Source organism: Pseudomonas sp. IT-P260 (genome assembly GCF_949768395.1).
Classification (GTDB): Bacteria; Pseudomonadota; Gammaproteobacteria; order Pseudomonadales; family Pseudomonadaceae; genus Aquipseudomonas; species Aquipseudomonas parakoreensis.
The window spans coordinates 522,293-547,140 of sequence record NZ_CATKPO010000011.1 but is presented as its reverse complement, the minus strand read 5'-3'; the positions used below and the strand labels follow the sequence as shown (position 1 = coordinate 547,140).

General features: G+C 61.4%; 23 protein-coding genes. 16 read left to right on the top strand and 7 right to left on the bottom strand.

From position 1 onward, the window contains the following. Positions 1-133 precede the first annotated feature (133 nt). Together ACM6HV_RS09370 and ACM6HV_RS09365 are read left to right on the top strand one after the other, a co-directional pair. Positions 134-1,129, top strand: coding sequence for a hydrolase (locus ACM6HV_RS09370; RefSeq protein WP_414904042.1), 996 nt, complete (start codon positions 134-136; stop codon positions 1,127-1,129). Beyond that, positions 1,126-1,956 carry an AraC family transcriptional regulator gene (locus ACM6HV_RS09365; RefSeq protein ID WP_121187666.1) on the top strand — a complete coding sequence of 277 codons (831 nt, stop codon included), beginning with the start codon at positions 1,126-1,128 and terminating at the stop codon, positions 1,954-1,956. Before ACM6HV_RS09370 ends, ACM6HV_RS09365 begins: the two co-directional genes overlap by 4 nt. Before the next feature lie 78 nt (positions 1,957-2,034). Here ACM6HV_RS09365 and ACM6HV_RS09360 read toward each other — a convergent pair whose 3' ends face one another. Together ACM6HV_RS09360 and ACM6HV_RS09355 are read right to left on the bottom strand one after the other, a co-directional pair. Continuing rightward, entirely contained in the window at positions 2,035-2,889 is an 855-nt protein-coding gene (locus ACM6HV_RS09360) for a sulfurtransferase (RefSeq protein WP_414904041.1), read from the bottom strand. Between the two features lie 31 nt (positions 2,890-2,920). After that, positions 2,921-3,592 carry a TetR/AcrR family transcriptional regulator gene (locus tag ACM6HV_RS09355; RefSeq protein ID WP_414904040.1) on the bottom strand — a complete coding sequence of 224 codons (672 nt, stop codon included), beginning with the start codon at positions 3,590-3,592 and terminating at the stop codon, positions 2,921-2,923. Between the two features lie 145 nt (positions 3,593-3,737). On the opposite strand from ACM6HV_RS09355, the gene ACM6HV_RS09350 reads away from it, so the two are divergent. From ACM6HV_RS09350 to ACM6HV_RS09330, 5 genes are all read left to right on the top strand, one after another. Next, on the top strand, positions 3,738-5,168 hold the full coding sequence (locus tag ACM6HV_RS09350; protein WP_414904039.1) for a coniferyl aldehyde dehydrogenase: 1,431 nt from the start codon (positions 3,738-3,740) through the stop codon (positions 5,166-5,168). 28 nt (positions 5,169-5,196) lie between these two features. Continuing rightward, entirely contained in the window at positions 5,197-5,742 is a 546-nt protein-coding gene (locus ACM6HV_RS09345; protein ID WP_414904038.1) for a twin-arginine translocation pathway signal protein, read from the top strand. A gap of 120 nt (positions 5,743-5,862) precedes the next feature. Further along, positions 5,863-7,458, top strand: a complete 1,596-nt coding sequence (locus ACM6HV_RS09340; protein WP_414904037.1) for a GMC family oxidoreductase N-terminal domain-containing protein — start codon at positions 5,863-5,865, stop codon at positions 7,456-7,458. Positions 7,459-7,573: 115 nt separating this feature from the next. Beyond that, positions 7,574-8,053: a pantetheine-phosphate adenylyltransferase gene (coaD, locus tag ACM6HV_RS09335; protein ID WP_003229157.1), complete on the top strand. Its 480-nt coding sequence runs from the start codon at positions 7,574-7,576 to the stop codon at positions 8,051-8,053. 102 nt (positions 8,054-8,155) lie between these two features. Continuing rightward, on the top strand, positions 8,156-8,407 hold the full coding sequence (locus ACM6HV_RS09330; protein WP_003195146.1) for a YfhL family 4Fe-4S dicluster ferredoxin: 252 nt from the start codon (positions 8,156-8,158) through the stop codon (positions 8,405-8,407). A gap of 132 nt (positions 8,408-8,539) precedes the next feature. On the opposite strand, the gene ACM6HV_RS09325 is transcribed toward ACM6HV_RS09330, so the two are convergent. The 3 genes from ACM6HV_RS09325 to ACM6HV_RS09315 all read right to left on the bottom strand — a co-directional run bounded on the left by ACM6HV_RS09325 (position 8,540) and on the right by ACM6HV_RS09315 (position 10,570). Next, positions 8,540-8,863 (bottom strand): hypothetical protein, encoded by a 324-nt coding sequence (locus ACM6HV_RS09325; RefSeq protein WP_041063610.1) that lies wholly within the window; start codon positions 8,861-8,863, stop codon positions 8,540-8,542. A gap of 69 nt (positions 8,864-8,932) precedes the next feature. Beyond that, positions 8,933-9,745, bottom strand: a complete 813-nt coding sequence (gene mutM / locus ACM6HV_RS09320) for a bifunctional DNA-formamidopyrimidine glycosylase/DNA-(apurinic or apyrimidinic site) lyase (protein ID WP_414904036.1) — start codon at positions 9,743-9,745, stop codon at positions 8,933-8,935. A 12-nt stretch (positions 9,746-9,757) separates the two neighbouring features. Beyond that, positions 9,758-10,570: an HDOD domain-containing protein gene (locus ACM6HV_RS09315; protein ID WP_186448443.1), complete on the bottom strand. Its 813-nt coding sequence runs from the start codon at positions 10,568-10,570 to the stop codon at positions 9,758-9,760. 228 nt (positions 10,571-10,798) lie between these two features. On the opposite strand from ACM6HV_RS09315, the gene ACM6HV_RS09310 reads away from it, so the two are divergent. The 6 genes from ACM6HV_RS09310 to ilvD all read left to right on the top strand — a co-directional run bounded on the left by ACM6HV_RS09310 (position 10,799) and on the right by ilvD (position 18,552). Further along, positions 10,799-11,338, top strand: a complete 540-nt coding sequence (locus ACM6HV_RS09310; RefSeq protein ID WP_131670630.1) for a type 1 glutamine amidotransferase domain-containing protein — start codon at positions 10,799-10,801, stop codon at positions 11,336-11,338. A gap of 207 nt (positions 11,339-11,545) precedes the next feature. Next, positions 11,546-12,742 carry a class I SAM-dependent rRNA methyltransferase gene (locus tag ACM6HV_RS09305; RefSeq protein ID WP_041063621.1) on the top strand — a complete coding sequence of 399 codons (1,197 nt, stop codon included), beginning with the start codon at positions 11,546-11,548 and terminating at the stop codon, positions 12,740-12,742. A gap of 437 nt (positions 12,743-13,179) precedes the next feature. Continuing rightward, positions 13,180-14,253: a SagB family peptide dehydrogenase gene (locus ACM6HV_RS09300; protein ID WP_414904035.1), complete on the top strand. Its 1,074-nt coding sequence runs from the start codon at positions 13,180-13,182 to the stop codon at positions 14,251-14,253. Continuing rightward, positions 14,250-15,227 (top strand): diiron oxygenase, encoded by a 978-nt coding sequence (locus ACM6HV_RS09295; RefSeq protein WP_222017883.1) that lies wholly within the window; start codon positions 14,250-14,252, stop codon positions 15,225-15,227. The genes ACM6HV_RS09300 and ACM6HV_RS09295 overlap by 4 nt, the downstream gene beginning before the upstream one ends. Further along, the gene (locus tag ACM6HV_RS09290; protein ID WP_145593620.1) at positions 15,220-16,452 is read left to right on the top strand and encodes an MFS transporter; all 1,233 of its coding nucleotides are present in this window, start codon (positions 15,220-15,222) and stop codon (positions 16,450-16,452) included. Before ACM6HV_RS09295 ends, ACM6HV_RS09290 begins: the two co-directional genes overlap by 8 nt. A gap of 258 nt (positions 16,453-16,710) precedes the next feature. Continuing rightward, positions 16,711-18,552: a dihydroxy-acid dehydratase gene (ilvD, locus tag ACM6HV_RS09285; protein ID WP_007964170.1), complete on the top strand. Its 1,842-nt coding sequence runs from the start codon at positions 16,711-16,713 to the stop codon at positions 18,550-18,552. A gap of 172 nt (positions 18,553-18,724) precedes the next feature. On the opposite strand, the gene ACM6HV_RS09280 is transcribed toward ilvD, so the two are convergent. Continuing rightward, positions 18,725-19,780: a hypothetical protein gene (locus ACM6HV_RS09280; protein ID WP_047297167.1), complete on the bottom strand. Its 1,056-nt coding sequence runs from the start codon at positions 19,778-19,780 to the stop codon at positions 18,725-18,727. Positions 19,781-20,021: 241 nt separating this feature from the next. Here ACM6HV_RS09280 and ACM6HV_RS09275 point away from each other — a divergent pair, with 241 nt between their 5' ends. After that, the gene (locus tag ACM6HV_RS09275) at positions 20,022-21,413 is read left to right on the top strand and encodes an L-cystine transporter (RefSeq protein WP_041063642.1); all 1,392 of its coding nucleotides are present in this window, start codon (positions 20,022-20,024) and stop codon (positions 21,411-21,413) included. A 90-nt stretch (positions 21,414-21,503) separates the two neighbouring features. Here the strand turns inward: ACM6HV_RS09275 and ACM6HV_RS09270 are convergent, their stop codons facing one another. Beyond that, positions 21,504-22,016, bottom strand: a complete 513-nt coding sequence (locus ACM6HV_RS09270; protein ID WP_414904034.1) for a dihydrofolate reductase — start codon at positions 22,014-22,016, stop codon at positions 21,504-21,506. An 85-nt stretch (positions 22,017-22,101) separates the two neighbouring features. Between ACM6HV_RS09270 and ACM6HV_RS09265 the strand changes: the two genes are divergently transcribed. Both ACM6HV_RS09265 and ACM6HV_RS09260 read left to right on the top strand, forming a co-directional pair. After that, the gene (locus ACM6HV_RS09265; RefSeq protein ID WP_414904033.1) at positions 22,102-23,475 is read left to right on the top strand and encodes a DUF2868 domain-containing protein; all 1,374 of its coding nucleotides are present in this window, start codon (positions 22,102-22,104) and stop codon (positions 23,473-23,475) included. Then, positions 23,468-24,844, top strand: a complete 1,377-nt coding sequence (locus ACM6HV_RS09260) for a GTPase/DUF3482 domain-containing protein (protein WP_414904032.1) — start codon at positions 23,468-23,470, stop codon at positions 24,842-24,844. The genes ACM6HV_RS09265 and ACM6HV_RS09260 overlap by 8 nt, the downstream gene beginning before the upstream one ends. The last annotated feature ends 4 nt before the right edge of the window (positions 24,845-24,848 follow it).

Here is a 24,848-nt window from a genome sequence, read left to right as displayed (position 1 = left end):
GGAGCTTGCTCCCGCTGGGTCGCGTAGCGGCCCCTTTTTCAGCAGCGAGGCCTGCTGCGCAGTCCAGCGGGAGCAAGCTCCCTCGCCACAAAAGCGTGCGTACTCTGCCCACAAAGCTGCATCGAGAATCATCGTGCCCGCTTCTTCAGATCGCTTTACCCCCGCCTTCGGCCTCGGCAATCCGCACCTGCAAACCTTGTGGGGGCCGCTGTGGCGCAAAACCGTCCACCTGGATCGCGAGCGTGAACGCCTGTGGCTGGACGACGGGGATTTCCTCGATCTCGACTGGCATGGCCCGCACAGCGCCGAGGCGCCGCTGGTGCTGGTGCTGCATGGGCTGACCGGCTCTTCAAATTCACCCTACGTCGCCGGAATTCAGGCCGCCCTCGCCGCACAAGGCTGGGCCAGCGTCGCGCTGAACTGGCGCGGCTGCTCCGGCGAACCGAATCTGCTGCCGCGCAGTTACCACTCCGGCGCCAGCGAAGACCTCGCCGAAGCCATCAGACACCTGCGCGCCAAGCGGCCACTGGCGCCGCTGTATGCAGTCGGATACTCATTGGGCGGCAATGTGTTGCTCAAGCATCTCGGCGAGACCGGCAGCGACAGCGGCGTGCTCGGTGCGGTGGCGGTGTCGGTGCCGTTTCGTCTCGATCAATGCGCCGATCGGATCGGTCAGGGGTTCTCCAAGGTCTATCAGGCACACTTCATGCGCGAGATGGTCGCCTACATCAAGAACAAGCAGCGCCAGTTCCAGCATGACGGGCGCGAGGATGGCCTGGCGGCGCTGGCGGCGCTCGGTTCGCTGGAGAACATGCGCACCTTCTGGGACTTCGATGGCCGGGTCACCGCGCCGCTGCACGGTTTCACCGATGCGGAGGATTACTATCGGCGGGCATCGAGTCGCTACTTTCTCGGTGAAATCCGCACCCCGACCCTGATCATTCAGGCCGCTGACGATCCGTTCGTATTCCCCCACAGCCTGCCGACTGCCGAAGAACTGTCCGCCAGCACCCAGTTCGAATTGCAGGCCAAGGGCGGGCACGTCGGATTTGTCGATGGCACGTTCCGCCAGCCCGGCTACTACCTGGAACGGCGCATCCCGCAATGGCTGGCCCGTGTGACGTCATGAGCGATCAGGGCGAGTCGATCCGCTTCTGGCAAACCGCGCCACTGGCCGGGGTCGAGTTGCTGTCGGCGCGCTACATCGAGCATCGCTTCGCCCCGCATGTCCACGACGGTTATGTGATCGGCATGATCATGGCCGGCGCCCAGCGTTATCGCTATCGCGGCGCCGAACACCTGGCCGGCAGCGGCACGCTGGTGCTGATCAATCCGGACGAATTGCACACCGGGCACAAGGGCACCGAGGACGGCTGGCTGTACCGGGCGTTTTATCCCGATACCGGACAGATCGTGTCCTTGCTCGAAGAACTGGAACTGCCCTGCGCACCGATGCCGGCGTTTGGCGCGACGCTGTACCGCGACCCGGATCTGGTCAACGGCTTCTGTCAGTTGCACCGTTTGCTGGAAAGCCCCGCCACCGCACTGCAACAGCAGACGGTGTGGCGCGAGATGATGATGCTGCTGTTGCAGCGTCATGCAGCGGTGCAGATCAACGGCAAACCGGGCAAGGAGCATCGCGCGGTGGTGATGGCCAAGGAGCTGCTGCACGCGCAACTGGCGGCGCCGCCATCGCTGGAAGAACTGGCGGCTGCGGTGAATCTGTCGCCCTTCCACTTCGCCCGTGTCTTCCGCCGCGCCACCGGCATGCCGCCGCACACCTGGCTGATGCAGCAACGCATCGCCACCGCCCGGGGTTTATTGCAGAGTGGTTGCCTGCCGGTGGAAGTCGCCATGCAACTGGGCTTCGCCGATCAGAGTCATCTGAGCCGACAGTTCAAGCAGGTTTACGGGGTTGGGCCGGCGGCGTATCGCAGTGCCCGCGTGGAACGCTAAAAGATCGCAGCTTTCGGCAGCTCCTGCAGATGTACGACGGACTCTGTAGGAGCTGCCGAAGGCTGCGATCTTTTGCGGTTATTCGCCCGTGGCTATACCTCTGGAAGGCTCGTTGATCCACTCACTCCACGACCCGGCATACAACGAACCCAGCGGATACCCCGCCAGGCACAACGCAAACAGGTTGTGACACGCCGTCACCCCGGAACCGCAATAAGCGACCAGGTCCGTTGGCGAACGATCACCAAGTTTCGCCGCAAAACGCTGCTTGAGCTGCTCCGCTGGCAGGAAGCGTCCGTCGCTGCCGAGGTTCTCGGTAAACGCCGCGCATTGCGCCCCGGGAATGTGCCCGGCAATCGGATCGATCGGTTCCACCTCACCCTTGAAGCGCGGCAAGGCCCGGGCATCGAGCAATGTCAGCGACGGCTGCGCAAGGCGCTTGTGCAATTGCTCGGCGCTCAGCAGCAGTTTCATGTCCGGTTGACCACTGAAGTTGCCCCGGCTGACCGACGGCGCATCCAGGCTCAGCGGTTGACCCGCCGCGTGCCAGGCCTTGAGGCCGCCGTCGAGAATGAACACGCCGTCGCGCTTGCCCAGCCACGCCAGCAACCACCAGGCGCGGGCCGCATAGGCACCAGGGCCGTCGTCGTACAAAACCACATCGCTGTCGGCATTGATGCCCCACGCCTGCAGACGCTCGATCAGCGCCGCCGGCTCCGGCAACGGGTGACGTCCGGTCACGCCTTTGACCACTTTGCCACTCAGGTCACGCTCAAGGTCAGCGAAGCGGGCGCCGGCGATGTGCCCTTCGGCATAGCTGCGCTGCCCGTAGTCCGGGTCTTCGAGGGCAAAACGACAATCGAGAATCACCAGCCCCGGCTGCTCCTTGCGGGCATCCAGTGCGGTCGGGCTGAGCAGTTGCGCAATCGGCATGACGGACTCCTGTGAGCGACTTCGAAATGGGTTACCGCCCTTCCTCCAGGGCCTGGGCCAGCGGTACGTAGAACTCGTCGAACAAGGCATTCACCTCTTCGCGGGCCTGATCGGTGACGAACCCGGCTTCCAGCACCAGCACCTGATACACGCCACGCTTGATGGCCTGCTCGCTGAGGTGGTTGGAGTTTTCCCGGGTGGTGCACAGAAAACGCACCCACGAGGTGAGGATGATCCAGGCATTGATCGTCAGGGATTCGATCTGCACCCGGTTCATCTTGAGAATGCCGGCGGCGACAAAGCCCTCGTAGATCGCCATGCCCTGGATCACACAGCGCTGGGAAAAACGCCGGTAGCGCGCGGCCAGATCCGGGTCACTGTCGAGCAGGTGTTCCAGATCCCGATGCAGAAAGCGGTAGCCCCACATCGCCGACAGCAGCTCCTTGAGGTAATAGCGCTTGTCTTCGACGGTGGCGGCACGCCCCTGTGGCGGGCGCAAAAAGCTGTCGACTAGACTTTCGTACTCACTGAACAGCACGGCGATGATCGCCTGCTTGTTGGGGAAGTGGTAGTACAGATTGCCCGGAGAAATCTCCATGTGCGCGGCAATGTGGTTGGTGCTGATGCTGCGCTCGCCCTGCTGATTGAACAGTTCGAGGCTGTTCTGCACGATGCGCTCGCTGGTTTTTATTCGTGGGGCCATGGCTTGAGCTTTAATTCAGAGTGCGGTGAGGGGCATCTTACGACCTAACCGGAATGGGATAAAACAAAGCTGTGTCGGGAAGTCATTTGACTTTCTAGAGCTTAGACTCTAAAAAGTCCTCACGACAATAAATCCGGAGCCGACGATGACTGCCGACATTGCTTATCTGCAAACGCTGCAACAGCCCCTGGATGAGCTGGATCGGCTATTCGCGGCACAGCGCGCCGCCTATGCCGCCAACCCGATGCCTGCGGCGGCCCAGCGTCAGCAATGGCTCAAGGCGTTGCGCGACATGCTCAGCAATGAGCGCCAGGCCTTGATCGACGCCATCAGCGCGGATTTCAGTCATCGCAGCGCCGATGAAACCCTGCTTGCCGAGCTGATGCCCAGCCTGCACGGTATCCATTACGCCAGCCGCCACCTCAAGGGCTGGATGAAGTCGTCGCGACGCAAAGTCGGCATGGCCTTTCAGCCGGCGTCAGCGAAAGTCGTGTACCAGCCGCTCGGCGTGGTCGGCATCATCGTCCCGTGGAACTACCCGTTGTATCTGGCCATCGGCCCATTGGTCGGCGCACTCGCGGCGGGTAACCGGGTGATGCTCAAACTCAGCGAATCGACCCCGGCCACCGGCCAGTTGCTCAAAACCCTGCTGGGACGAATTTTCCCCGAAGACCTGGTCTGCGTGGTGCTCGGCGAGGCCGACATCGGCGTGGCGTTCTCCCGTCTGCGCTTTGATCACTTGCTGTTTACCGGCGCCACCAGCATCGGTAAGCATGTGATGCGCGCGGCGGCGGAAAACCTGACCCCGGTGACCCTCGAACTGGGCGGCAAGTCCCCGGCCATCGTTTCCCGCGATGTGCCGCTCAAGGACGCCGCCGAACGCATCGCCTTCGGCAAGACCCTCAACGCCGGCCAGACCTGCGTCGCCCCCGATTACGTGTTGGTGCCGCAAGACCGCGTCGGCGCGTTCGTCGAAGCCTATCGCCAGGTGGTCAACAATTTCTATCCGACCCTCGCCGACAACCCGGACTACACCGCGATCATCAACGAGCGCCAACTGACGCGGCTCAACAGTTATGTCAGCGACGCCACGAGCAAGGGCGCGCTGCTGATTCCGCTGTTCGAACAGGGCCAGGGCCGGCGCATGCCGCACAGTCTGCTGCTGAACGTCACCGATGAAATGACCGTGATGCAGGACGAAATCTTCGGCCCGCTGCTGCCGATCGTGCCGTATCAGGATCTCGATCAGGCGTTTGCCTACATCAATCAGCGCCCGCGTCCTCTGGCGCTTTACTACTTCGGCTACGACAAACGTGAACAGAGCCGCGTGCTGCACGAGACCCACTCCGGCGGCGTGTGCCTGAACGACACCTTGTTGCACGTGGCGCAGGACGACATGCCATTCGGCGGCATCGGCCCGTCGGGCATGGGCCACTATCACGGCCACGAAGGCTTCCTGACTTTCAGCAAGGCCAAGGGCGTACTGATCAAACAGCGCTTCAACGCCGCGAAGTTGATCTATCCGCCGTACGGCAAATCGATCCAGAAACTGATCCAGAAGCTGTTCATCCGCTAATCGTCGTCACCGCCGGGTAATAACAACAATGCACCCAAGCCTGACCGAAACACCTGCCCTGTCGCGCCGTGGCCTGCTGAAATTCAGCCTCGGTGCCACCGCGTTCCTCGCCACCGCCGGCCTTGGCGCCAGCCTCAGTGGTTGTTCATCGAGTGTCGCGGCCAACGGTTTCGCCACCTTGCGTGACGGCGACCTGCTGTTCCTGCGGGCACTGATTCCGGTGATGCTCGAAGGCGCCGTGACCACCGATAAAATGCCCGGTGCGGTGGATGGCACTCTGAAGTCGCTGGACTTCAGCCTCGATCACCTGTCGCCGGAGATGCTCAAACTCACCCGACAACTGTTCGACGTGCTCGGCATGGCCGTCACCCGCGGGCCGCTCACCGGAATTTGGGGCAGTTGGGAAAACGCCAGCCCCGAGGCGATGCGTCACTTCCTCGAACGTTGGCAGAACAGTTCATTGAGCCTGCTGCGCATGGGCCACAGTTCTTTGCAGCAGATGGTGATGATGGCCTGGTACACCCGCCCCGAGTCCTGGGGCCATTGCGGCTACCCCGGCCCGCCGACTGTATGAAACCGAGTCGCGCCCTTCGCGAGCAGGCTCGCTCCCACAGGGGGTTGCGGTGCAAATGTGGGAGAGAGCCTGCTCGCGAAGGGGCCCGCCAGAACAACAAGAACAAAGAGAACCTGATCAATGCCCGTACCCGACCCGTTCCGCGAAGGCCTCGCCCGTGGCTGGAAAACCTACAACGGCGCACAACTGACCGACGACCTGACACTGCAAACCGACGTGGCCATCATCGGCAGCGGTGCCGGAGGCGGCACCACGGCGGAAATCCTCAGCGCCGCCGGTTACAAAGTGCTGCTGATCGAAGAAGGCCCGCTCAAGACCAGTTCCGACTTCAAAATGCTTGAAGACCAGGCCTACAGCAGCCTCTATCAGGAAGGCATCGGCCGCATGAGCAAGGACGGCGCGATCACCATCCTCCAGGGTCGTGCGGTGGGCGGCACCACGCTGATCAACTGGACGTCGAGCTTCCGCACGCCCGAGCCGACCCTCGAACACTGGGCGAAAGAGCACAACGTCAAAGGCCACAGCCCTGCCGAAATGGCGCCATGGTTCGAGAAAATGGAACAGCGCCTCGGCGTCGCGCCGTGGATGGTTCCGCCCAATGCCAACAACGACGTAATCCGCAAAGGCTGTGAACAACTCGGCTACAGCTGGCACGTGATCCCGCGCAACGTGCGCGGCTGCTGGAACCTCGGTTATTGCGGCATGGGCTGCCCGACCAACGCCAAGCAGTCGATGATGGTCACCACCATTCCGGCGACCCTGGAAAAGGGCGGCGAGTTGCTGTACCTGGCCCGTGCGGAAAAGCTGTTGATCAACGGCGACAAGATCACCGGCCTGCAATGCGTGGCGATGGACGAGCGCTGCGTCGCGCCGACCGGACGCAAAATCACGGTCAAGGCCCGGCATTACGTGCTGGCGGGCGGCGGCATCAACAGCCCGGCCCTGCTCTTGCGTTCAGACGCGCCGGACCCGCATCAGCGCCTCGGCAAACGCACCTTCTTGCATCTGGTTAACATGTCTGCGGGGCGCTTCGACGAGGTGATCAACCCGTTCTACGGCGCGCCGCAGTCGATCTACTCGGATCATTTCCAGTGGAAGGACGGCACCAGCGGGCCGATGGGCTACAAACTCGAAGTGCCACCGCTGCAACCGGCTCTGGCGGCAACGCTGCTCGGCGGCTTCGGCCAGCAGAACGCCGAACACATGGCTGATCTGCCGCGCACCCACGCGATGCTGGCACTGCTGCGCGACGGCTTCCATCCGGACAGCCCCGGCGGCAGTGTCGAATTGCGCGGCGACGGCTCACCAGTGCTCGACTATCAAGTCTCGCCTTACGCCTGGGAGGGCTTGCGTCGCGCGTTTCACAGCATGGCCGAGATCCAGTTTGCCGGCGGCGCGAAGGCGGTAATGCCGATGCACGCCGATGCGCGCTACGTGAACACCCTGGCCGAGGCGCGCAAATTGATCGACGGTCTGAGCCTTGAGCTGTATCGCACGCGGCTGGGCAGTGCCCACGTGATGGGCGGTTGCGCAATGGGTGAAGACCCGAAAAACGCGGTTACCGACAGCCTTGGCCGGCATCATCAACTGAGCAATCTGTCGGTTCACGACGGCTCGCTGTTCCCCACCAGCATTGGCGCCAACCCGCAATTGTCGGTGTATGGACTGACTGCACAACTGGCGACATCCCTCGCCGATCGGCTGAGAAATCCGTGAAAAAAACGGTTTATCGCGTCGTCTATAGTGCTTTCTTACCCAACAGGCGACTTGGCCGACCGGGACGGCTGCGATACCATCCGACTCCCCAACGGACTCCCGCCAGGACGACGCGATGAACCGAGTGTTGTACCCAGGTACCTTCGACCCTATTACCAAAGGGCATGGCGATCTGGTCGAACGCGCCTCGCGCCTGTTCGATCACGTGATCATTGCGGTCGCCGCCAGCCCGAAGAAAAATCCGCTGTTCCCGCTGGAACAACGGGTTGAGCTGGCTCGCGAGGTCACCAAACACCTGCCCAACGTCGAAGTGGTCGGCTTCTCGACGCTGCTGGCGCATTTCGCCAAAGAGCAGAATGCCAATGTGTTCCTGCGCGGTCTGCGCGCGGTGTCGGACTTCGAATACGAATTCCAGCTGGCCAACATGAACCGCCAGTTGGCCCCGGACGTCGAGAGCCTGTTTCTCACCCCGTCCGAGCGTTATTCGTTCATTTCCTCGACGCTGGTGCGGGAGATCGCCGCGCTGGGCGGCGATATCAGCAAGTTCGTGCACCCGGCCGTGGCCGATGCGCTGACCCTGCGCTTCAAGAAGTAACGACCGTTCAAACGGCGCCCGCGTGCACTGCGGGCGCCAATGCGGCACAATTGCGCGCATTGATTTATTGCGCCCGGGCCTGCCGCCCCGGCTGGAGTTAGCATGTCCCTGATCATCACCGACGATTGCATCAACTGCGACGTCTGCGAACCCGAGTGCCCGAACGCTGCCATTTCCCAAGGCGAAGAGATCTACGTGATCGACCCGAACCTGTGCACCCAGTGCGTTGGCCACTACGACGAACCGCAGTGCCAACAGGTCTGCCCGGTGGATTGCATTCCGCTGGACGAGGCGCATCCGGAGACTGAAGAACAGTTGATGGAGAAGTACCGCAAGATCACCGGCAAGGCCTGATCTGAACGTTTTGTAGCGCTCTTCCGGGCCTCTTCGCGAGCAAGCTCGCTCCCACATTTGAAATGCGCTCCAATGTGGGAGCGAGCTTGCTCGCGAAAGGGCCATCAGCAGCAGCGCAAAACCCTGATCAGCTCACTCACGCTGCTCAAACCCCTCCCCCGTACACCCCAGACACCGCACAAAAGCAGCTTTCGCCGGATCCACCACCAGTGCCTGCCCCGCATCGCCCACCCCGCCACCCAGCGCGGTAAACGGCAATGACACCACAAACACCCCCGCACCCAGCACCGTTGCCACCACCAATAAAGGTCGGGCAATCAGCAAATCGCCGATCATGGCGTAGGCGGGAGGGTTCTGGATGGCGTAGCGCGGATCACCGCTGCCGTTTTCCGTGGCCTGAACGGCCAGGCTGGAACACAGCAGCAGTGTGACAAACAGGGCTTGCAAGGACTTCATGGCACGATCCTTCGGGCTGAACAGTGAGACCACTCACTATAGACCGTAGGACTTTTTCAGCTTTTTGCCTCAGGTCTGGCAGCGCGGACAGAACACACTGGCCCGCTGACCGAGCTTCACCTCCCGCAGACCGGTGCCGCAGACCTTGCAGTGCTCACCACCACGACCATAAACGAAGAGCTCCTGCTGGAAGTACCCCGGTTGCCCGTCGCCGCCAATGAAATCACGCAACGTGGTGCCGCCGCGCTCGATGGCTGCGGCCAGGATGCGTTTGATCTCGATCGCCAGCTTCAGATACCGCGCCCGGGAAATGCTCTTGGCTTCGCGCCGCGGATCAATCCCGGCGGCGAACAGCGCTTCGGTCGCGTAAATGTTGCCGACGCCCACCACCACCGCGTTGTCCATGATGAACGGTTTGACCGCCATCGAACGCCCGCGTGACAACTGGAACAGCCGCTCGCCGTTGAACAGATCGGTCAACGGCTCCGGCCCGAGGCGAATCAGCAGTTCGTGATTGAGCGGGTCGCTACTCCAGAGCATCGCACCGAACCGGCGCGGATCGGTGTAGCGCAGGGCCAGCCCGGATTCCAGTTCGATATCGACATGCTCATGCTTGGCCGCCGGCATCCCGGCCTCAACCAGCCGCAAGTTACCGGACATGCCCAAGTGGCTGATCAGCGTGCCGACTTCGGCGTTGATCAGCAAATACTTGGCCCGCCGCTCGACCAGCACAATGCGCTGCCCGGACAGGCGCACATCGAGGTCCTCGGGAATCGGCCAGCGCAACCGACGATCACGCACGATGACCCGGCTGACACGCTGACCTTCCAGGTGCGGAGCAATGCCCCGGCGGGTGGTTTCGACTTCCGGCAGTTCAGGCATGGCGTCCTCGAATCAATGCGCGCCGAGGTCGCGGATGGTCTGTTTGAGGGTTTCGAAATCGTAGTCCGACAGGCCCACGTAATCGAGAATCAGCGCACCGATGCTGTTCCACTCGTGGTCCTCGGTCTGGTTGCCCAGCACCCGATACGACGCACAGATGTGTTCGGCCATCTTCAGGATTGCCAGCAGATTCTTCATCTGGCTGTTGCGCGAGGACTCATCGCTGAAAATCGCCAGCGCATTGTGGTGATTGGCAATCGCCGTGCTCACATGTTCCGGCAAGCGCCACGACTTGGCGGTGTAGTAACCGACCACAGCGTGGTTCGTATTGAACTCGGCGTTCTCGGTGTCCACCACCCGGCATTCGGCGCTGGCGTTGGCGTAAGCCGTTTCCAGTACCGACATGTAGTTGGGGAAGCGCTGCAGCATCAACGGCACGCCGCAGTCGTGGAACAGGCCCAAGGCATAGGCTTCGTCGCCGGCCTGGGTGCCGATGCGCTTGGCCAGGGTCAGGCACGTCATCGCCACGTCCTGGGCGGTGTCCCAGAAACGGTTGAGGGTGACGATGGTGTCGTCGTTCATCTCGCCCTTGATCGACTGTGCGTTGATCAGGTTGATGATCGAACGGCTGCCCAACAGGTTCACCGCACGCTGGATCGAGGTGATCTTGTTGCTCAGGCCGTAATACGGCGAATTGACGATTTTCAGCAGCGAACCGGACAGACCGGGATCCTGGGAGATCAGCTTGGCGATCACCTCCAGGTCCGGGTCGGGCATGTACTGCTCCATTTGCAGATCCACCATGATCTGCGGCTGCGCCGGCACACTGATGCCTTGCAGGGATTGTTGAATCTGTTCGGTGGTCAGCTCTTGGGACATAAGTACACACTCTGGGACAGGCGGCGATTCTAACCTCTAAAAACCGCACGACGACACACCAGTGGGCAATTGTCAGGAACTTTCATTCACGCTCAGGCTTCGGACTGTGTAAGGCCGACCGGACAATCAAGCACCGGCGCGGCGGTAATTTCCCGCAGACTCAGGAGCTTATCGATGACTACCTCCCTCACCGGCAAACGCGTCGCCATTTTGGTAACCGACGGTTTCGAACAGGTCGAGTTGACCGGCCCCAAGCAGGCACTCGAGCAGGCCGGCGCCCAGGTCGACATCCTTTCGGCCGAGGCCGGCAAGGTCAAAGGCTGGAACCACGACAAACCGGCGGATGACTTCAAGGTCGACCAGACCTTTCAAGGTGCCAGCAGCGAGCAGTACGACGCGATCGTCCTGCCGGGCGGCGTGCAGAACTCCGACACCATCCGCATCGACCAGGACGCCCAGCATCTGGTGAAAACCGGGGCCTCCGCCGGCAAACCGATTGCGGTGATCTGCCATGGCGGCTGGTTGCTGATTTCCGCAGGACTGGTCAACGGCAAAACCATGACCAGTTACAAGACCCTCAAGGATGACCTGGTGAATGCCGGGGCCAACTGGGTCGACAAGGAAGTGGTCAAGGACGGTCATCTGATCAGCAGCCGTCAGCCGGACGATATTCCGGCGTTCAACAAGGAGCTGATCGACGCGCTGTCAGCCTGACGCGCCTCTGTGGCGAGGGAGCTTGCTCCCGCTCGGCTGCGCAGCAGTCGCAAGCCCTGCCAACCGGTTCTTCCTGATGAATCGAGTGGCATGAATTGGGGCCGCTTCGCAGCCCGGCGGGAGCAAGCTCCCTCGCCACATGTCCAGCGCTGAACCTGCACACGCATCAACACGCTATACTCCCGCTCTTTTTTCCGGAGCGACGTCATGTCCCTGCCTAGCCTGCGCCTTAAAGCCAACGCCGACCGTCGCCTGCGCAACGGCCACTTGTGGGTCTACAGCAACGAAATCGATGTGGCCGCCACGCCACTGCACGGCTTCAAGGCCGGCGATCAGGCGATCCTCGAAGCTGCCGGCGGCAAGCCGCTGGGCATCGTTGCCATGAGCCCGAACAACCTGATCTGCGCGCGTCTGCTGTCGCGCGACATCAAGTTGCCGCTGGACAAGTCGCTGCTGGTGCACCGCCTGAACGTGGCCCTGTCACTGCGCGAGCGTCTGTTCGACAAGCCGTTCTACCGCCTGGTCTACGGCGACTCCGATCTGCTGCCAGGTCTCGTAGTCGACCGTTTCGGCGACATCCTCGTCGTGCAGATCGCCTCGGCGACCATGGAAGCGCATAAAGATGCTGTGATCGCTGCACTGACTCAAGTGCTCAAGCCAAGCGGCATTCTGTTCAAGAACGATTCCGCCGCCCGTGATGCCGAAGGCCTCAACCGCTATGTCGAAACCGTGTTCGGCCTGGTGCCGGAGTGGGTGGCCCTGGAAGAGAACGGCGTGAAATTCGAAGCGCCGGTCATTGGCGGCCAGAAAACCGGCTGGTTCTACGACCACCGCATGAACCGCGCCCGCCTCGCCCCTTACGCCAAAGGCAAACGCGTCCTCGACCTCTATAGCTACATCGGTGGCTGGGGCGTGCAGGCTGCTGCGTTCGGCGCCAGCGAAGTGTTCTGCGTCGATGCATCGGGCTTTGCCCTCGACGGCGTCGAGCGTAACGCCGCGCTCAATGGTTTCGCCGACAAGATGACCTGCATCGAAGGCGATGTCTTCGAAGCACTGAAGGAACTCAAGGCCAGCGAAGAACGTTTCGACGTGATCGTTGCCGACCCGCCTGCGTTCATCAAGCGCAAGAAAGACATGAAGAACGGCGAAGGCGCCTACCGTCGTCTGAACGAGCAAGCCATGCGTCTGCTCACCAAGGACGGCATTCTGGTCAGCGCTTCATGCTCCATGCACCTGCCGGAAGACGACCTGCAGAACATCCTGCTGACCAGCGCCCGTCACCTGGACCGCAACATCCAGTTGCTCGAACGCGGCGGTCAAGGTCCGGACCATCCGGTACACCCGGCTATCGCCGAGACTCGCTACATCAAGAGCATCACCTGCCGTCTGCTGCCGAACAGCTGATTGGCTCATGAAACGGGGAGCCTGCGGGCTTCCCGTTGCTTTACGGCGATGCAATATCGTCGAATTCCTTTCCTTTTCCTACAACTAACTTCCTACATGTACGCAGGACATTTCCCTGCGCGTTGAATTTCAAGAACCAAAACTTACAAACTTGACCTTGCAGCACACCCACTCCGACAAAATTAATAGAAATTTCCTACCCAAGTATCGCTTGCCAATAATTCATTACAACCTATTATTAAGTTGTCACCACGACGGTGACATTCACTCTCAATGAACAAGGAGTTCATACTTATGAAAGCAATTACTCTGGAAACCAACAAAATCGCAAACCTGGCTTTCCTGGTTGCGCCTAAAGCCCGTTAAGTAAACCGGAACGCTGGGGAGTGCCGGCACCCCAGCGTTCTTTCGACTACGTCCAGAGTGATGAATACAACATGTACATCAATCCTTATTTATTCATATTGCCGCGCACGCCCGGACAAATAGTCTGGAACTATAAAGACCACACCCAACATGAACTTGACCTGACTTACTCTTGTCGACTTGCACAACTTATCAATAACCCGGAACAGTTCGACAGACGCAACATAATAGACTCACAACTTCTGAACGCGGGCATATTAACCGTTGCAAAAATAGACAGTCCGCCATGGGGCTGGGACGAGCTGTCGAAGATTTATCATATTGGTACCCAGAACATTCCCTGTGAACAGACACCCCAGAATATTCATGAGTGGTCCAGGCAATACCTGAACCATTGCAGTGCGGTGCTGACCACACCGGCACCCGCTCAAGATCGCCCGATACTTGAAGACGCACTTCGAATCGCCCTGCCCGCCTCTGCGGCCCTGACCGTCGCCAGCCTGGGTAATGTCCTGCGCTTGAGAAAAACCTGCCGCTCCTTTACTGGCGAAGCGATCACGCTCGGCGACGTCGGCACGCTGATGTATCTCACACTGGGTTTTCTTCACCATCGCGACCATGACCGCGACGAAAGCATCGCCGAAGGCCTCGGCGCCCGTCGCAGCAGTCCCTCCGGGGGTGGACTGAATGCCTGTGAAGGCTTTCTTCTGGCACGCAATATCGAGGGCCTGGAACCGGGCCTCTACGCCTATCACCCGGCAGAACACGCGCTCAGCCGGGTCAACCCATTGCCCGAACCTGCGCTCGGCCATTTGCTGGCGGGCCAGCATTTCATCAATAACCTGCCTCTGGGCCTGTTCATCACCGCTCGTTTCGACAAGCTCTGGTGGAAGTATGAACACTCGCGCGCCTATCGCATGGCGTTCGTCGAGGCGGGTCATCTGTCGCAGACCTTTCAACTGGTGGCCACGGCGCTGGGCCTGGGAACGTGGCTGACCGGGGCATTCGCTGATCGGCAGGTCGAAGCCCTGCTCAAACTCGAAGGCAGCGCTGAACAACCGTTGTTCTTTGTCGGCTGCGGTGCCAGCGACGGTCAGGCGATGTGTCAGGAAATGCGCGAGCTGTTGCTGGAGACGCGGACATGAACGTGCCATCCACGGATCTTCCCGAAGCGCCAACGTCCTGGGCGCTTCGATTCACCCTCGGCGACTGGAACAACCACGCTTCGGTACGCACCAGCCGGCACGACTACCAGTTGCCGGAAGACCTGCAGCTGCAACTGCAGACCCGCTTCTGGTTCCCGCCGGCCTTCCTGCCGTATCTGTCCCATCCGGCCATCGAAGCCGCAGGCAGCAAGGTCATGCATCGGCTGGCAGCCAGCCACCTGGTGCACTTCCTGGACTACACCACGCTGCTTGAACACCGCATCGTCAACCGCGCCGTGGAAACCATCGTCCACGGCGAGTTGCCCGCCTACATTCCTTCACGGATGAAAACCGCCGCGCTGCAGCTGTATACCGACGAGGGTTATCACGCGCTGTTCTCCCATCATCTGGCCGAACAGATCGCCGAACTGCATGGTTTTACCGGTCGCCCGCAGATGCCGCTGCGCATCACCCGCCTGACCGGTCAGATTGCCCGAACGCCGGAGAGTAAACGCCCACTGGCATGGTTTCTGCTGGGTTTCGTCTCGGAAACCATCATTGCCCGGGAGCTGCTGGATGTGTGTCGGGAAACGCTGGTCAGCAGCGTGAATGACATGTTGCGCGATCACCTCGCTGACGAAGCGCGCCACAGCCGGTTTTTTTCCGAAGTCTTCCACTACCTCTGGTTGACCCTGAACAGCCGCCAGCGCGCCTTCGTTGCCAGAACCTTGCTGGAGACCCTGGCGACCTTCTTCGAAGTGGACGAGCAATGGCTGCACCAAAGCCTGCGCCGCGCCGGTATCGGCGAAGGTGCGATCAAGGAAATCCTCGACAGCCTGACCAACGAGCACGCCAGCCGCCAGCGTGCCAGATCCGGAGCCGTGGCCACACTTGCCGCACTCGAAAGGGCCGGATTTTTCGCGCTACCCAACAACCGCAAACTTTTCGCCAAGGCAGGACTGATCGATGCGTGAAGGAAGAAAGGCAGTAACAACCCGACAACGCCGCGGGGCGGTCAGTCTGCTGTTGGCCATGGTGCTGCTGGGGGTGTTTCCGCTGGATGTTCTGCTGCCGTCGTTCCCGGCGCTGGCCGAACACTTCGCCCGCACTCCGGCCGACATTGCTCTGTCGATCAGCCTGTTTGCCGTGGGCATTGCCTTCGCCCAGCTGGTGATCGGGCCGTTGTCCGACGTCATTGGGCGCAAGGGACTTTTACTCGCCGGCATGGGAGTCTCGATCCTCGGCGCCATTGGTTGCGTGATGACCAGTCACTACACGCTGTTCATGACCTTTCGCATCGTGCAGGCCATCGGCTGCGGCTGTTTTGTCCTGTCGCAGGCGCTGGTACAGGATCTGTTCGATGGCAAGGAGCGCGACCGCCTGCGAATCCTGATGGTGACCGCCACCGGGATCTTCATCTCCCTGTCACCGCTGGCTGGCAGCTTCCTGCAAGCGGCCCTGGGCTGGCGCGGCAGCTTCTGGCTGTTCATCGCACTCGCGGCTGCGGTGTTGCTCAAGGCCTGGCTGTTTCTCGACGGTGGTCGGCCGAACGTCAACGCTACACCGCTCAATTTCCTCAGAGCCTATCGACGGGTGCTCGGGGATTTCGAGTTCGTCGGCTACTGGCTGATTTCGGCTTTCGCATTCGCCTGCCACTTCTCGTTCATCGTCATTTCGCCGTTGATCTTCATGGATCAGTTGCAGTTGTCCGCCTACGACTTCTCGCTGATCCTGCTGATCTACGGCGCGGCCTATGTAACAGGCGGAATTGCCGCCGCGCTATTGAGCCGACGCATCAGTTCTGCGCAACAGATCGTGGCCGGGTTGAGTCTGATCCTGCTGGCGGGGCTGGTGATGCTATTTCTGTCGCAGCACTTCGCGCTCTCGCCCGCCACGGTATTGATCCCGATGCTGATCTGCACCGCCGGCACCACCATCTCACGCCCGGCCGCCACCTCACGAGCCATGGACCTGTTCCCGGAGAACGCCGGTACGTCAGCCTCGGCCGGCAGCACAATCATTTTTATTTGTGGTGGGTTGATCAGCGCACTGATCAGCCTCAGTCCGAGCAATCTGCAAGCGACCCTCGGCTACAGTTTTGTTCTGCTCAGTTGCATCGCACTGGCATTGAACAAGCGGATCAGCCATCGCGCCAGCGTCATCGAAAACGACACCGTCACGCCCTCTGGCAGCGATTGAGCCTGCCAGTCGTCATGCCATACGCACCGTCGGCACTGGAACAACGCTTTGCGCCATTCCCTCCAGACGCCAGCGGTGTAGAATCGGCTGATTCATCGCCATTCATCCCCCGGCGGGTTTATGAGCTCAGGCTGAGGCAAGCGGCGATCCCGCAAAGTCATCGGCAACATCCAGGACACACGGCCATTTCTGAGTGTTCCAGACGTCAATAGAAGCTCACTCCCTTTTGATACCTGATTTAGCCGCCCGGAGTGCTCCATGCCAGATTACCGCTCGAAAACATCCACCCACGGCCGCAACATGGCCGGCGCCCGCGCACTGTGGCGCGCCACCGGGATGAAAGATGACGACTTCAAGAAGCCGATCATCGCCATTGCCAACTCCTTCACCCAGTTCGTTCCGGGCCATGTGCACCTCAAAGACCTCGGTCAACTGGTCGCTCGTGAGATCGAACGCGCCGGTGGCGTCGCGAAAGAATTCAATACCATTGCCGTGGATGACGGCATCGCCATGGGCCACGACGGCATGCTGTATTCGCTGCCGAGCCGCGAGATCATCGCCGACTCCGTCGAATACATGGTCAACGCCCACTGCGCCGACGCCATCGTCTGCATCTCCAACTGCGACAAGATCACCCCCGGCATGCTGATGGCCGCCTTGCGCCTGAACATTCCGGTGATCTTCGTGTCCGGCGGCCCAATGGAGGCCGGCAAAACCAAACTCGCTTCCCACGGCCTCGACCTCGTCGACGCCATGGTGATCGCCGCCGACTCCAGCGCTTCTGACGAGAAAGTCGCCGAGTACGAGCGCAGCGCTTGCCCGACCTGCGGTTCGTGCTCCGGCATGTTCACCGCCAACTCGATGAACTGCCTGACCGAAGCCCTCGGCCTGGCATTGCCGGGCAACGGTTCGACCCTGGCCACCCACAGCGACCGCGAACAGCTGTTCCTGCAGGCCGGCCGCACCATCGTCGAGCTGTGCAAGCGTTACTACGGCGAGAACGACGAATCCGTGCTGCCGCGCAACATCGCCAACTTCAAGGCGTTCGAGAACGCGATGATGCTCGACATCGCCATGGGCGGTTCGACCAACACCATCCTGCACCTGCTGGCGGCCGCCCAGGAAGCCGAGATCGATTTCGATCTGCGCGACATCGACCGTCTCTCGCGCAGCGTGCCGCAACTGTGCAAAGTGGCGCCGAACATCCAGAAGTACCACATGGAAGACGTGCACCGCGCTGGCGGCATCTTCAGCATTCTCGGCTCTCTGGCCCGTGGCGGCCTGCTGCACACCGACCTGCCGACCGTGCACAGCCGCAGCATGGAAGAAGCCATCGCCAAGTGGGACATCACCCAGACCACCGACGAAGCCGTGCATCACTTCTTCAAGGCCGGCCCGGCGGGCATCCCGACCCAGACCGCGTTCAGCCAGTCGACTCGTTGGGAAACCCTGGATGACGACCGTGAAAACGGCTGCATCCGCAGCTTCGAACACGCCTATTCGAAAGAAGGTGGCCTGGCCGTGCTGTACGGCAATATCGCGCTGGACGGCTGCGTGGTTAAGACAGCCGGCGTTGACGAGTCGATCCACGTCTTCGAAGGCAACGCGAAAATCTTCGAAAGCCAGGACAGCGCGGTGCGCGGCATCCTTGCCGACGAAGTGAAGGAAGGCGACATCGTCATCATTCGCTACGAAGGTCCGAAAGGTGGCCCGGGCATGCAGGAAATGCTCTACCCGACGTCGTACCTGAAGTCCAAAGGCCTGGGCAAAGCCTGTGCGTTGCTCACCGACGGTCGCTTCTCCGGCGGTACTTCCGGTCTGTCGATCGGTCACGCTTCGCCAGAGGCCGCGGCCGGCGGCGCGATCGGTCTGGTGCAAGACGGCGACAAAGTGCTGATCGACATTCCGAACCGCTCGATCAACCTGTTGGTCAGCGATGAAGAACTGGCTGCACGCCGGGTCGAGCAGGACAAGAAAGGCTGGAAACCGGTCGAACAGCGTCCACGCAAAGTGACCACCGCCCTGAAGGCCTACGCCCTGCTGGCGACCAGCGCCGACAAGGGTGCGGTGCGTAACAAGGCGATGCTCGACGGGCTGTAAGCGTCGAATCGCCAAAACAAAAATGCCCCGCCAACTGCGGGGCATTTTTTTGCCTGATGCTTGCAAACCACCCCATGTAGGAGCTGCCGCAGGCTGCGATCTTTTGATCTTGCTCTTAAAAACAAGATCAAAAGATCGCAGCCTGCGGCAGCTCCTACAGGGATTTCAGGGCTTACTGAATTTCTTCAGGCTTCACGATCACCCAGTTCTTGTCCGCCGTCACCGGCAATCCTTCCTTGGCCTGCGCCGCCGCATGCTTGGCCATCATGCCGTTCAATTGAGTCATGTATTTGTCCTTGCGGTTGACCCACAAGTGAATGCCGCCCTTGGCTACATCCACATCGTGGAACAGCATGTAGCCGTCGCTACTCGGGGTGTCGCCGCCCACCAGTACCGGTTTTTTCCACTCGTCGATGTAGGTCAGGATCGCCGCATGCTTGCCGGCCATCCAGGTCGCCGGGGTCCACAGGTAAGGGGTCAGTTCGAGGCCGAGGTTGGCCTTCTCGTCATACTTGCCGGCGGTGATCTGTTTGCGCGCAGTGGTCAGTTCGCCGGTTTCGCGGTTCTTCAGCAGCGTGGTCACGCCGATCACGTTCTGCGGTTTAACGTTGTAGCCGTACTTCGGATCTGCCGCGACCATGCGCACCAGTTCTTCGGAAGCGGCAGTCATCACGTAGACCTCGATGCCATTCTCCATCAGCTTGTTGTACAGCTCGGCCTGGCCGGTGAAGACTTTCGGCGGCTGCACATCGAGGTTCTTCACCACGTCGCCGTCGTAATAAGTGGTCGGCACCGGTTTGCCCGAGGCCATCAGCTCATCGACGTAGCCCTTGAGTTCCTTGAGGGTGAAGCCGGAGAACACCTGCGCCACCCACGGGTAGCAGACCATGTCGTCGACTTCGCACAGACGATAGTAGTAACTGAACAGGCTTTCCTTATGGTCGGCGGTGTCCTTGAACGGCATCAGTTTCAGCGAGGGATCGAGTTTGTCGCGGGTGATCAGGCCCTTGTTTTCCATGAACGGCAGCAACGACTCTTCAAGGTCGTATCGGTAGCTGGTGTTGTCCATGTCGAACACCGCGTAGTTACCCTTGTTGGCATTGGCGGCGATCATCGCGTCCAGTGCCTTGGCCTGATCCGCCGGCCAGTGCTTCAGATCGGTGGCGAATGCGTGAGCGGCTAGACCCAATCCAAGCACCACAGCGAGCATTTTCGGTGCGAACTTCATCGGCGTTTTCTCCCTGACTGAAAGACATCGACGCTAACAAATAAGTGTGACAGTCCTCGTCTGTCAGCGACCGCTTACGTCTCCTCAACGCCAGTTGCATTGCCAAGAGCGACAAGCGCTTATTCCAAAAACGACGGACGACCTGCTATTTCGGTATTAATTCATTGGAAATCAAACTGTTAGGCTTGCCGGTTCGCAGTTGCCCCAGAAGGCGACTGGCACAAGTCTTATCGGAGTCTTCATGAATCTGCCGCTGATCCTCAATCTGCTGGTGTTCCTCGCCCTGCTCTTCGGTCTGGCGCAAACCCGCCACACAACGTGGAGCCTGGCGAAAAAAGTCCTGCTCGCACTGGTGCTGGGCGTGGCGTTCGGCGTGGCCCTGCACACCGTTTACGGTGCCGGCAATCCGGTGCTGAAAGCCTCGATCGGCTGGTTCGATCTGGTCGGCAACGGCTACGTGCAGCTGCTGCAAATGATCGTGATCCCGCTGGTGTTCGCCTCGATCCTCAGCGCGGTTGCGCGTCTGCACAACGCCTCGTCGCTGGGCAAGATCAGCTTCCTGACCATCGGCACGCTGCTGTTCACCACCGCGATTGCGGCGCTGATCGGTATCGGCCTGACCAACCTGTTCGGCCTCACCGCCGAAGGCCTGGTCGCCGGTACTCAGGAAATGGCCCGTCTGCAAACCATCCAGACCGACTACGCCGGCAAGGTCGCTGACCTGAATGTGCCGCAGTTGCTGCTGTCGTTCATTCCGCAGAACCCGTTCGCCGACCTGGCCCGGGCCAAGCCGACTTCGATCATCAGCGTGGTGATCTTCGCTGCATTCCTCGGTGTCGCGGCGCTGCAACTGCTCAAGGATGACGTCGAAAAAGGTCAGAAAGTGATCAACGCCATCGACACCTTGCAAGCCTGGGTGATGCGTCTGGTGCGTCTGGTGATGAAGCTGACCCCGTACGGCGTATTGGCGCTGATGACCAAAGTGGTCGCCGGTTCCAACCTGCAAGACATCATCAAACTCGGCAGTTTCGTCGTGGTTTCGTACCTCGGTCTGGGCCTGATGTTCGTGGTGCATGGCCTGCTGGTGTCAGCGGCCGGGATCAACCCGCTGCGGTTCTTCCGCAAGATCTGGCCGGTGCTGACGTTCGCGTTCACCAGCCGTTCCAGCGCCGCGAGCATTCCGCTGAGCATCGAAGCGCAGACCCGTCGTCTGGGCATTCCGCAGTCAGTGGCAAGTTTTGCCGCCTCGTTCGGCGCGACCATCGGCCAGAACGGTTGCGCCGGTCTGTACCCGGCGATGCTCGCGGTGATGGTGGCGCCAACGGTCGGCATCAATCCGCTGGATCCGCTGTGGATCGCGACGCTGGTGGCGATTGTGACCCTGAGCTCGGCCGGTGTGGCCGGTGTTGGTGGCGGCGCGACGTTTGCCGCGCTGATCGTGCTGCCGGCGATGGGCTTGCCGGTGTCACTGGTGGCGTTGCTGATTTCGGTGGAGCCGCTGATCGACATGGGTCGTACGGCGTTGAACGTGAGTGGTTCGATCACCGCGGGTGCGATTACCAGCCAGGTGATGCAGCAGACAGACAAAGCGCTGCTGGATGCGGATGAGCATGCGGAGCTTGCTCAGGCTTGATGTAAAGCAAGATCAAAAGATCGCAGGCTTCGCCAGCTCCTACAGGGGACATGCGTAAACCTTGTAGGAGCTGCCGCAGGCTGCGATCTTTTAGGCTTTTTCCCAGACCTCGAAGTTGTACGCAGGCCTGTCGCCCTCAGGCGGATTCGGCACGTTCGACACCAGCTTCCACTGGTTCAGGTCAAACTCCGGAAACCACGCATCCCCTTCCGGGCTCAGCGCCACACGGGTCAGATACAGACGATCGGCCTGCGCCAGCCCTTGCGCATACAACTGCGCGCCACCAATCAGCATCAGCTCATCGACGCCCTGCGCTTGCGCCCATTCCTCGGCGCGCGCCACCGCGGCTTCCAGCGACGGATACACCTCCGCGCCTTCCAACACCAAATCTGGCTGGCGGCTGACCACGATGTTCAAGCGCCCCGGCAGCGGACGACCGAGCGAATCCCAGGTCTTGCGGCCCATGATGATCGGCTTGCCGAGGGTCGTGGCCTTGAAGTATTTGAAGTCCCCCGGCAGGTGCCAGGGCATGCTGTTGTCGACGCCGATCACGCGGTTTTCACCGAGGGCTGCGATCAGGCTGAGGGGGAGTGATTTAGTCATGCCGGCGAGGATACCAGAGCCTCGCTTGACCCGATAAGCGCCACAGCGGTTATGCTCACGGCTCAATTGAGCAACGGAATGGCGCGTGACTGAACTGACTCCCCTGCAAAACCTCTGGCTGACTGAAACCATCCGCCTGCGTGAAGAGCACGCAGGTCCCCTGGAGGATCTGGAAGCCAATCGTCTGGCCCGCGCGGCCGGCGGCGATCTGCCGAGCCGTATTCAGCGCCGGGCGGCGTGGCTGGCCGAGCGCGACGGGCTGAGTACGGCACTCAAGCACTGGCTGCAGGGCGCGCGTCTGGCGCTGGTGCTGCTGGTGATTTTCGCGCTGCTGAGCGGCGCCGGACTGGCCTTCGCCGCACTGAGCCAGTCAACGGTGAATGTGTTCTGGGCCTTGGGCAGCCTGCTCGGGCTGAACCTGATTCTGCTGCTGAGCTGGGCGCTGGGGCTGATCTTTGCCGGCGAACACGGCGCCACCCTCGGCCGATTGTGGCTGTGGCTCAGCGAAAAACTTGCCCGCGACGCCAAGGCCGCGCAACTCGCACCGGCCCTACTGCTGATGTTACAGCGCAGAAAGCTCAATCGCTGGGCCCTCGGCACATTGGTCAATGGCCTGTGGTTGCTGGCGATGCTCAGCGCACTGGTGCTGCTGCTGACGCTGATGGCGACCCGGCGCTATGGCTTCGTCTGGGAAACCACGATCCTCAGCGCGGATACGTTCATCAACCTGACCCAAGCCCTTGGCGCTCTGCCGGCGCTGCTCGGTTTCAACGTACCCAGCGTGGAAATGATCCGTGCCAGTGGCGACGCGGCGCTGGGTATCGAAAGCGCGCGACAGGCCTGGGCGACCTGGCTGGTTGGCGTGCTGGTGGTCTACGGCGTGCTGCCGCGTCTACTGCTGGCGACATTTTGTTTGTGGCGCTGGAATCGCGGCAAAGCCGCACTGACGCTGGACCTGAACCTGCCCGGCTACGCCCAGTTGCGCGAACGGCTGATGCCAACCAGCGAACGCCTTGGCATTAACGACGCCGCGCCTGAGCAGTTGCATCGCGTCGAAAGCAGCGTCAGCGAACACGCCAGCGAGGGTGCCCTGCTGGTCGCCATCGAACTCGACGATCAACGCTCCTGGCCGCCAGCGCTGCCGAAAACCGTGAGCAACGCCGGCATCCTCGACAGCCGCGAATCGCGCAACAAACTGCTCGAACAACTCAGCCGTTTCCCTCCGGCGCGCCTGCTGATCGCCTGCGATCCACGGCGCTCGCCGGATCGCGGCAGCCTCGCGCTGATCGCCGAACTGGCGCGCAACGCCAGCGCCACCCGCGTCTGGCTGCTGCAAGCACCACCCGGCGAAGCGCTGGACAGCGCCCGCCTCGGCGACTGGCACGTCGCGCTGCAACAGCTGGAATTGCCGTTCGCCGATTGCGCACCGATGAACTGGCTGGAGAACGGTCATGACTGATGCCCGCAAAGCCCCGCTGAAACTCGCGGTGGTCGGCCACACCAACGTCGGCAAGACCTCGCTGCTGCGCACCTTGACCCGTGACGTCGGTTTCGGCGAAGTCTCGCACCGGCCGAGCACCACTCGGCATGTCGAGGGCGCGCGGTTGTCGGTGGACGGCGAGCCCTTGCTTGATCTCTACGACACGCCGGGGCTGGAAGATGCCATTGCCCTGCTGGATTTTCTCGAGCGTCTGGAGCGCCCCGGCGAACGTCTCGACGGCCCGGCGCGACTGGCGCGGTTTCTCGACGGCAGCGAAGCACGTCAGCGTTTCGAACAGGAGGCGAAAGTGCTGCGACAGCTACTCGCCTCTGACGCCGGTCTGTATGTGATCGACGCCCGCGAACCGGTGCTGGCCAAGTATCGTGACGAACTCGAAGTGCTGGCCAGTTGCGGCAAACCGCTGCTGCCGGTGCTGAATTTCGTCAGCAGCGCCAACCATCGCGAGCCGGACTGGCGCGAAGCGTTGGCGCGGCTCGGCCTGCATGCGCTGGTGCGGTTCGACAGCGTTGCGCCGCCGGAAGATGGCGAGCGGCGCCTGTACGAAAGCCTTGCGCTGTTGCTGGAAAACGCCCGTTCGCAACTGGAGCGCTTGATCGCCGATCAACAGGCCCAGCGCCTCGCCCGCCAACAAAGTGCGGCGCGTTTGATCGCCGAATTGCTGATCGACTGCGCGGCGTGCCGGCGCAGCGTGGTCAGCGACGCCGAGCAGGAACAGCAAGCCATCAGCGAACTGCGCAAAGCCGTGCGTCAGCGTGAACAGAAGTGCGTCGAGGCGCTGCTCAAGCTCTACGCGTTTCGCCCGCAGGACGCGGCGGCCAGTGATCTGCCGCTGCTGGATGGGCGTTGGGGCGATGACCTGTTCAACCCGGAAACGCTGAAGCAACTCGGCGTGCGGGTGGGCGGCGGGATTGCTGCCGGTGCCGCTGCCGGGGCTGGCGTGGATTTGCTGGTCGGCGGGATTACCCTCGGAGCGGCGGCATTGGCCGGTGCGCTTGCCGGTGGTGCACTGCAAACGGCGCGCAGTTATGGCAGCCGTCTGCTCGGCAAGATCAAGGGCCAGCGCGAGTTGACCGTGGATGACGGGGTGCTGCGGCTGCTGGCGTTGCGTCAGCGGCAGTTGCTGTCAGCGCTGGATCAACGCGGACATGCGGCGATGGACGCGGTTCAGGTCGCCACCCCGCAGGACAAGAGCTGGCGCGAGGGCAAGTTGCCGGATGCGCTGAGCAAGGCGCGGGCGCATCCGCAGTGGTCTTCGCTCAATCCGCATGCGAAGTTGAATCAGGCGGAGCGGCAGGAGCAGATTGATACTCTGGCTGCAGATCTGTAGCGCC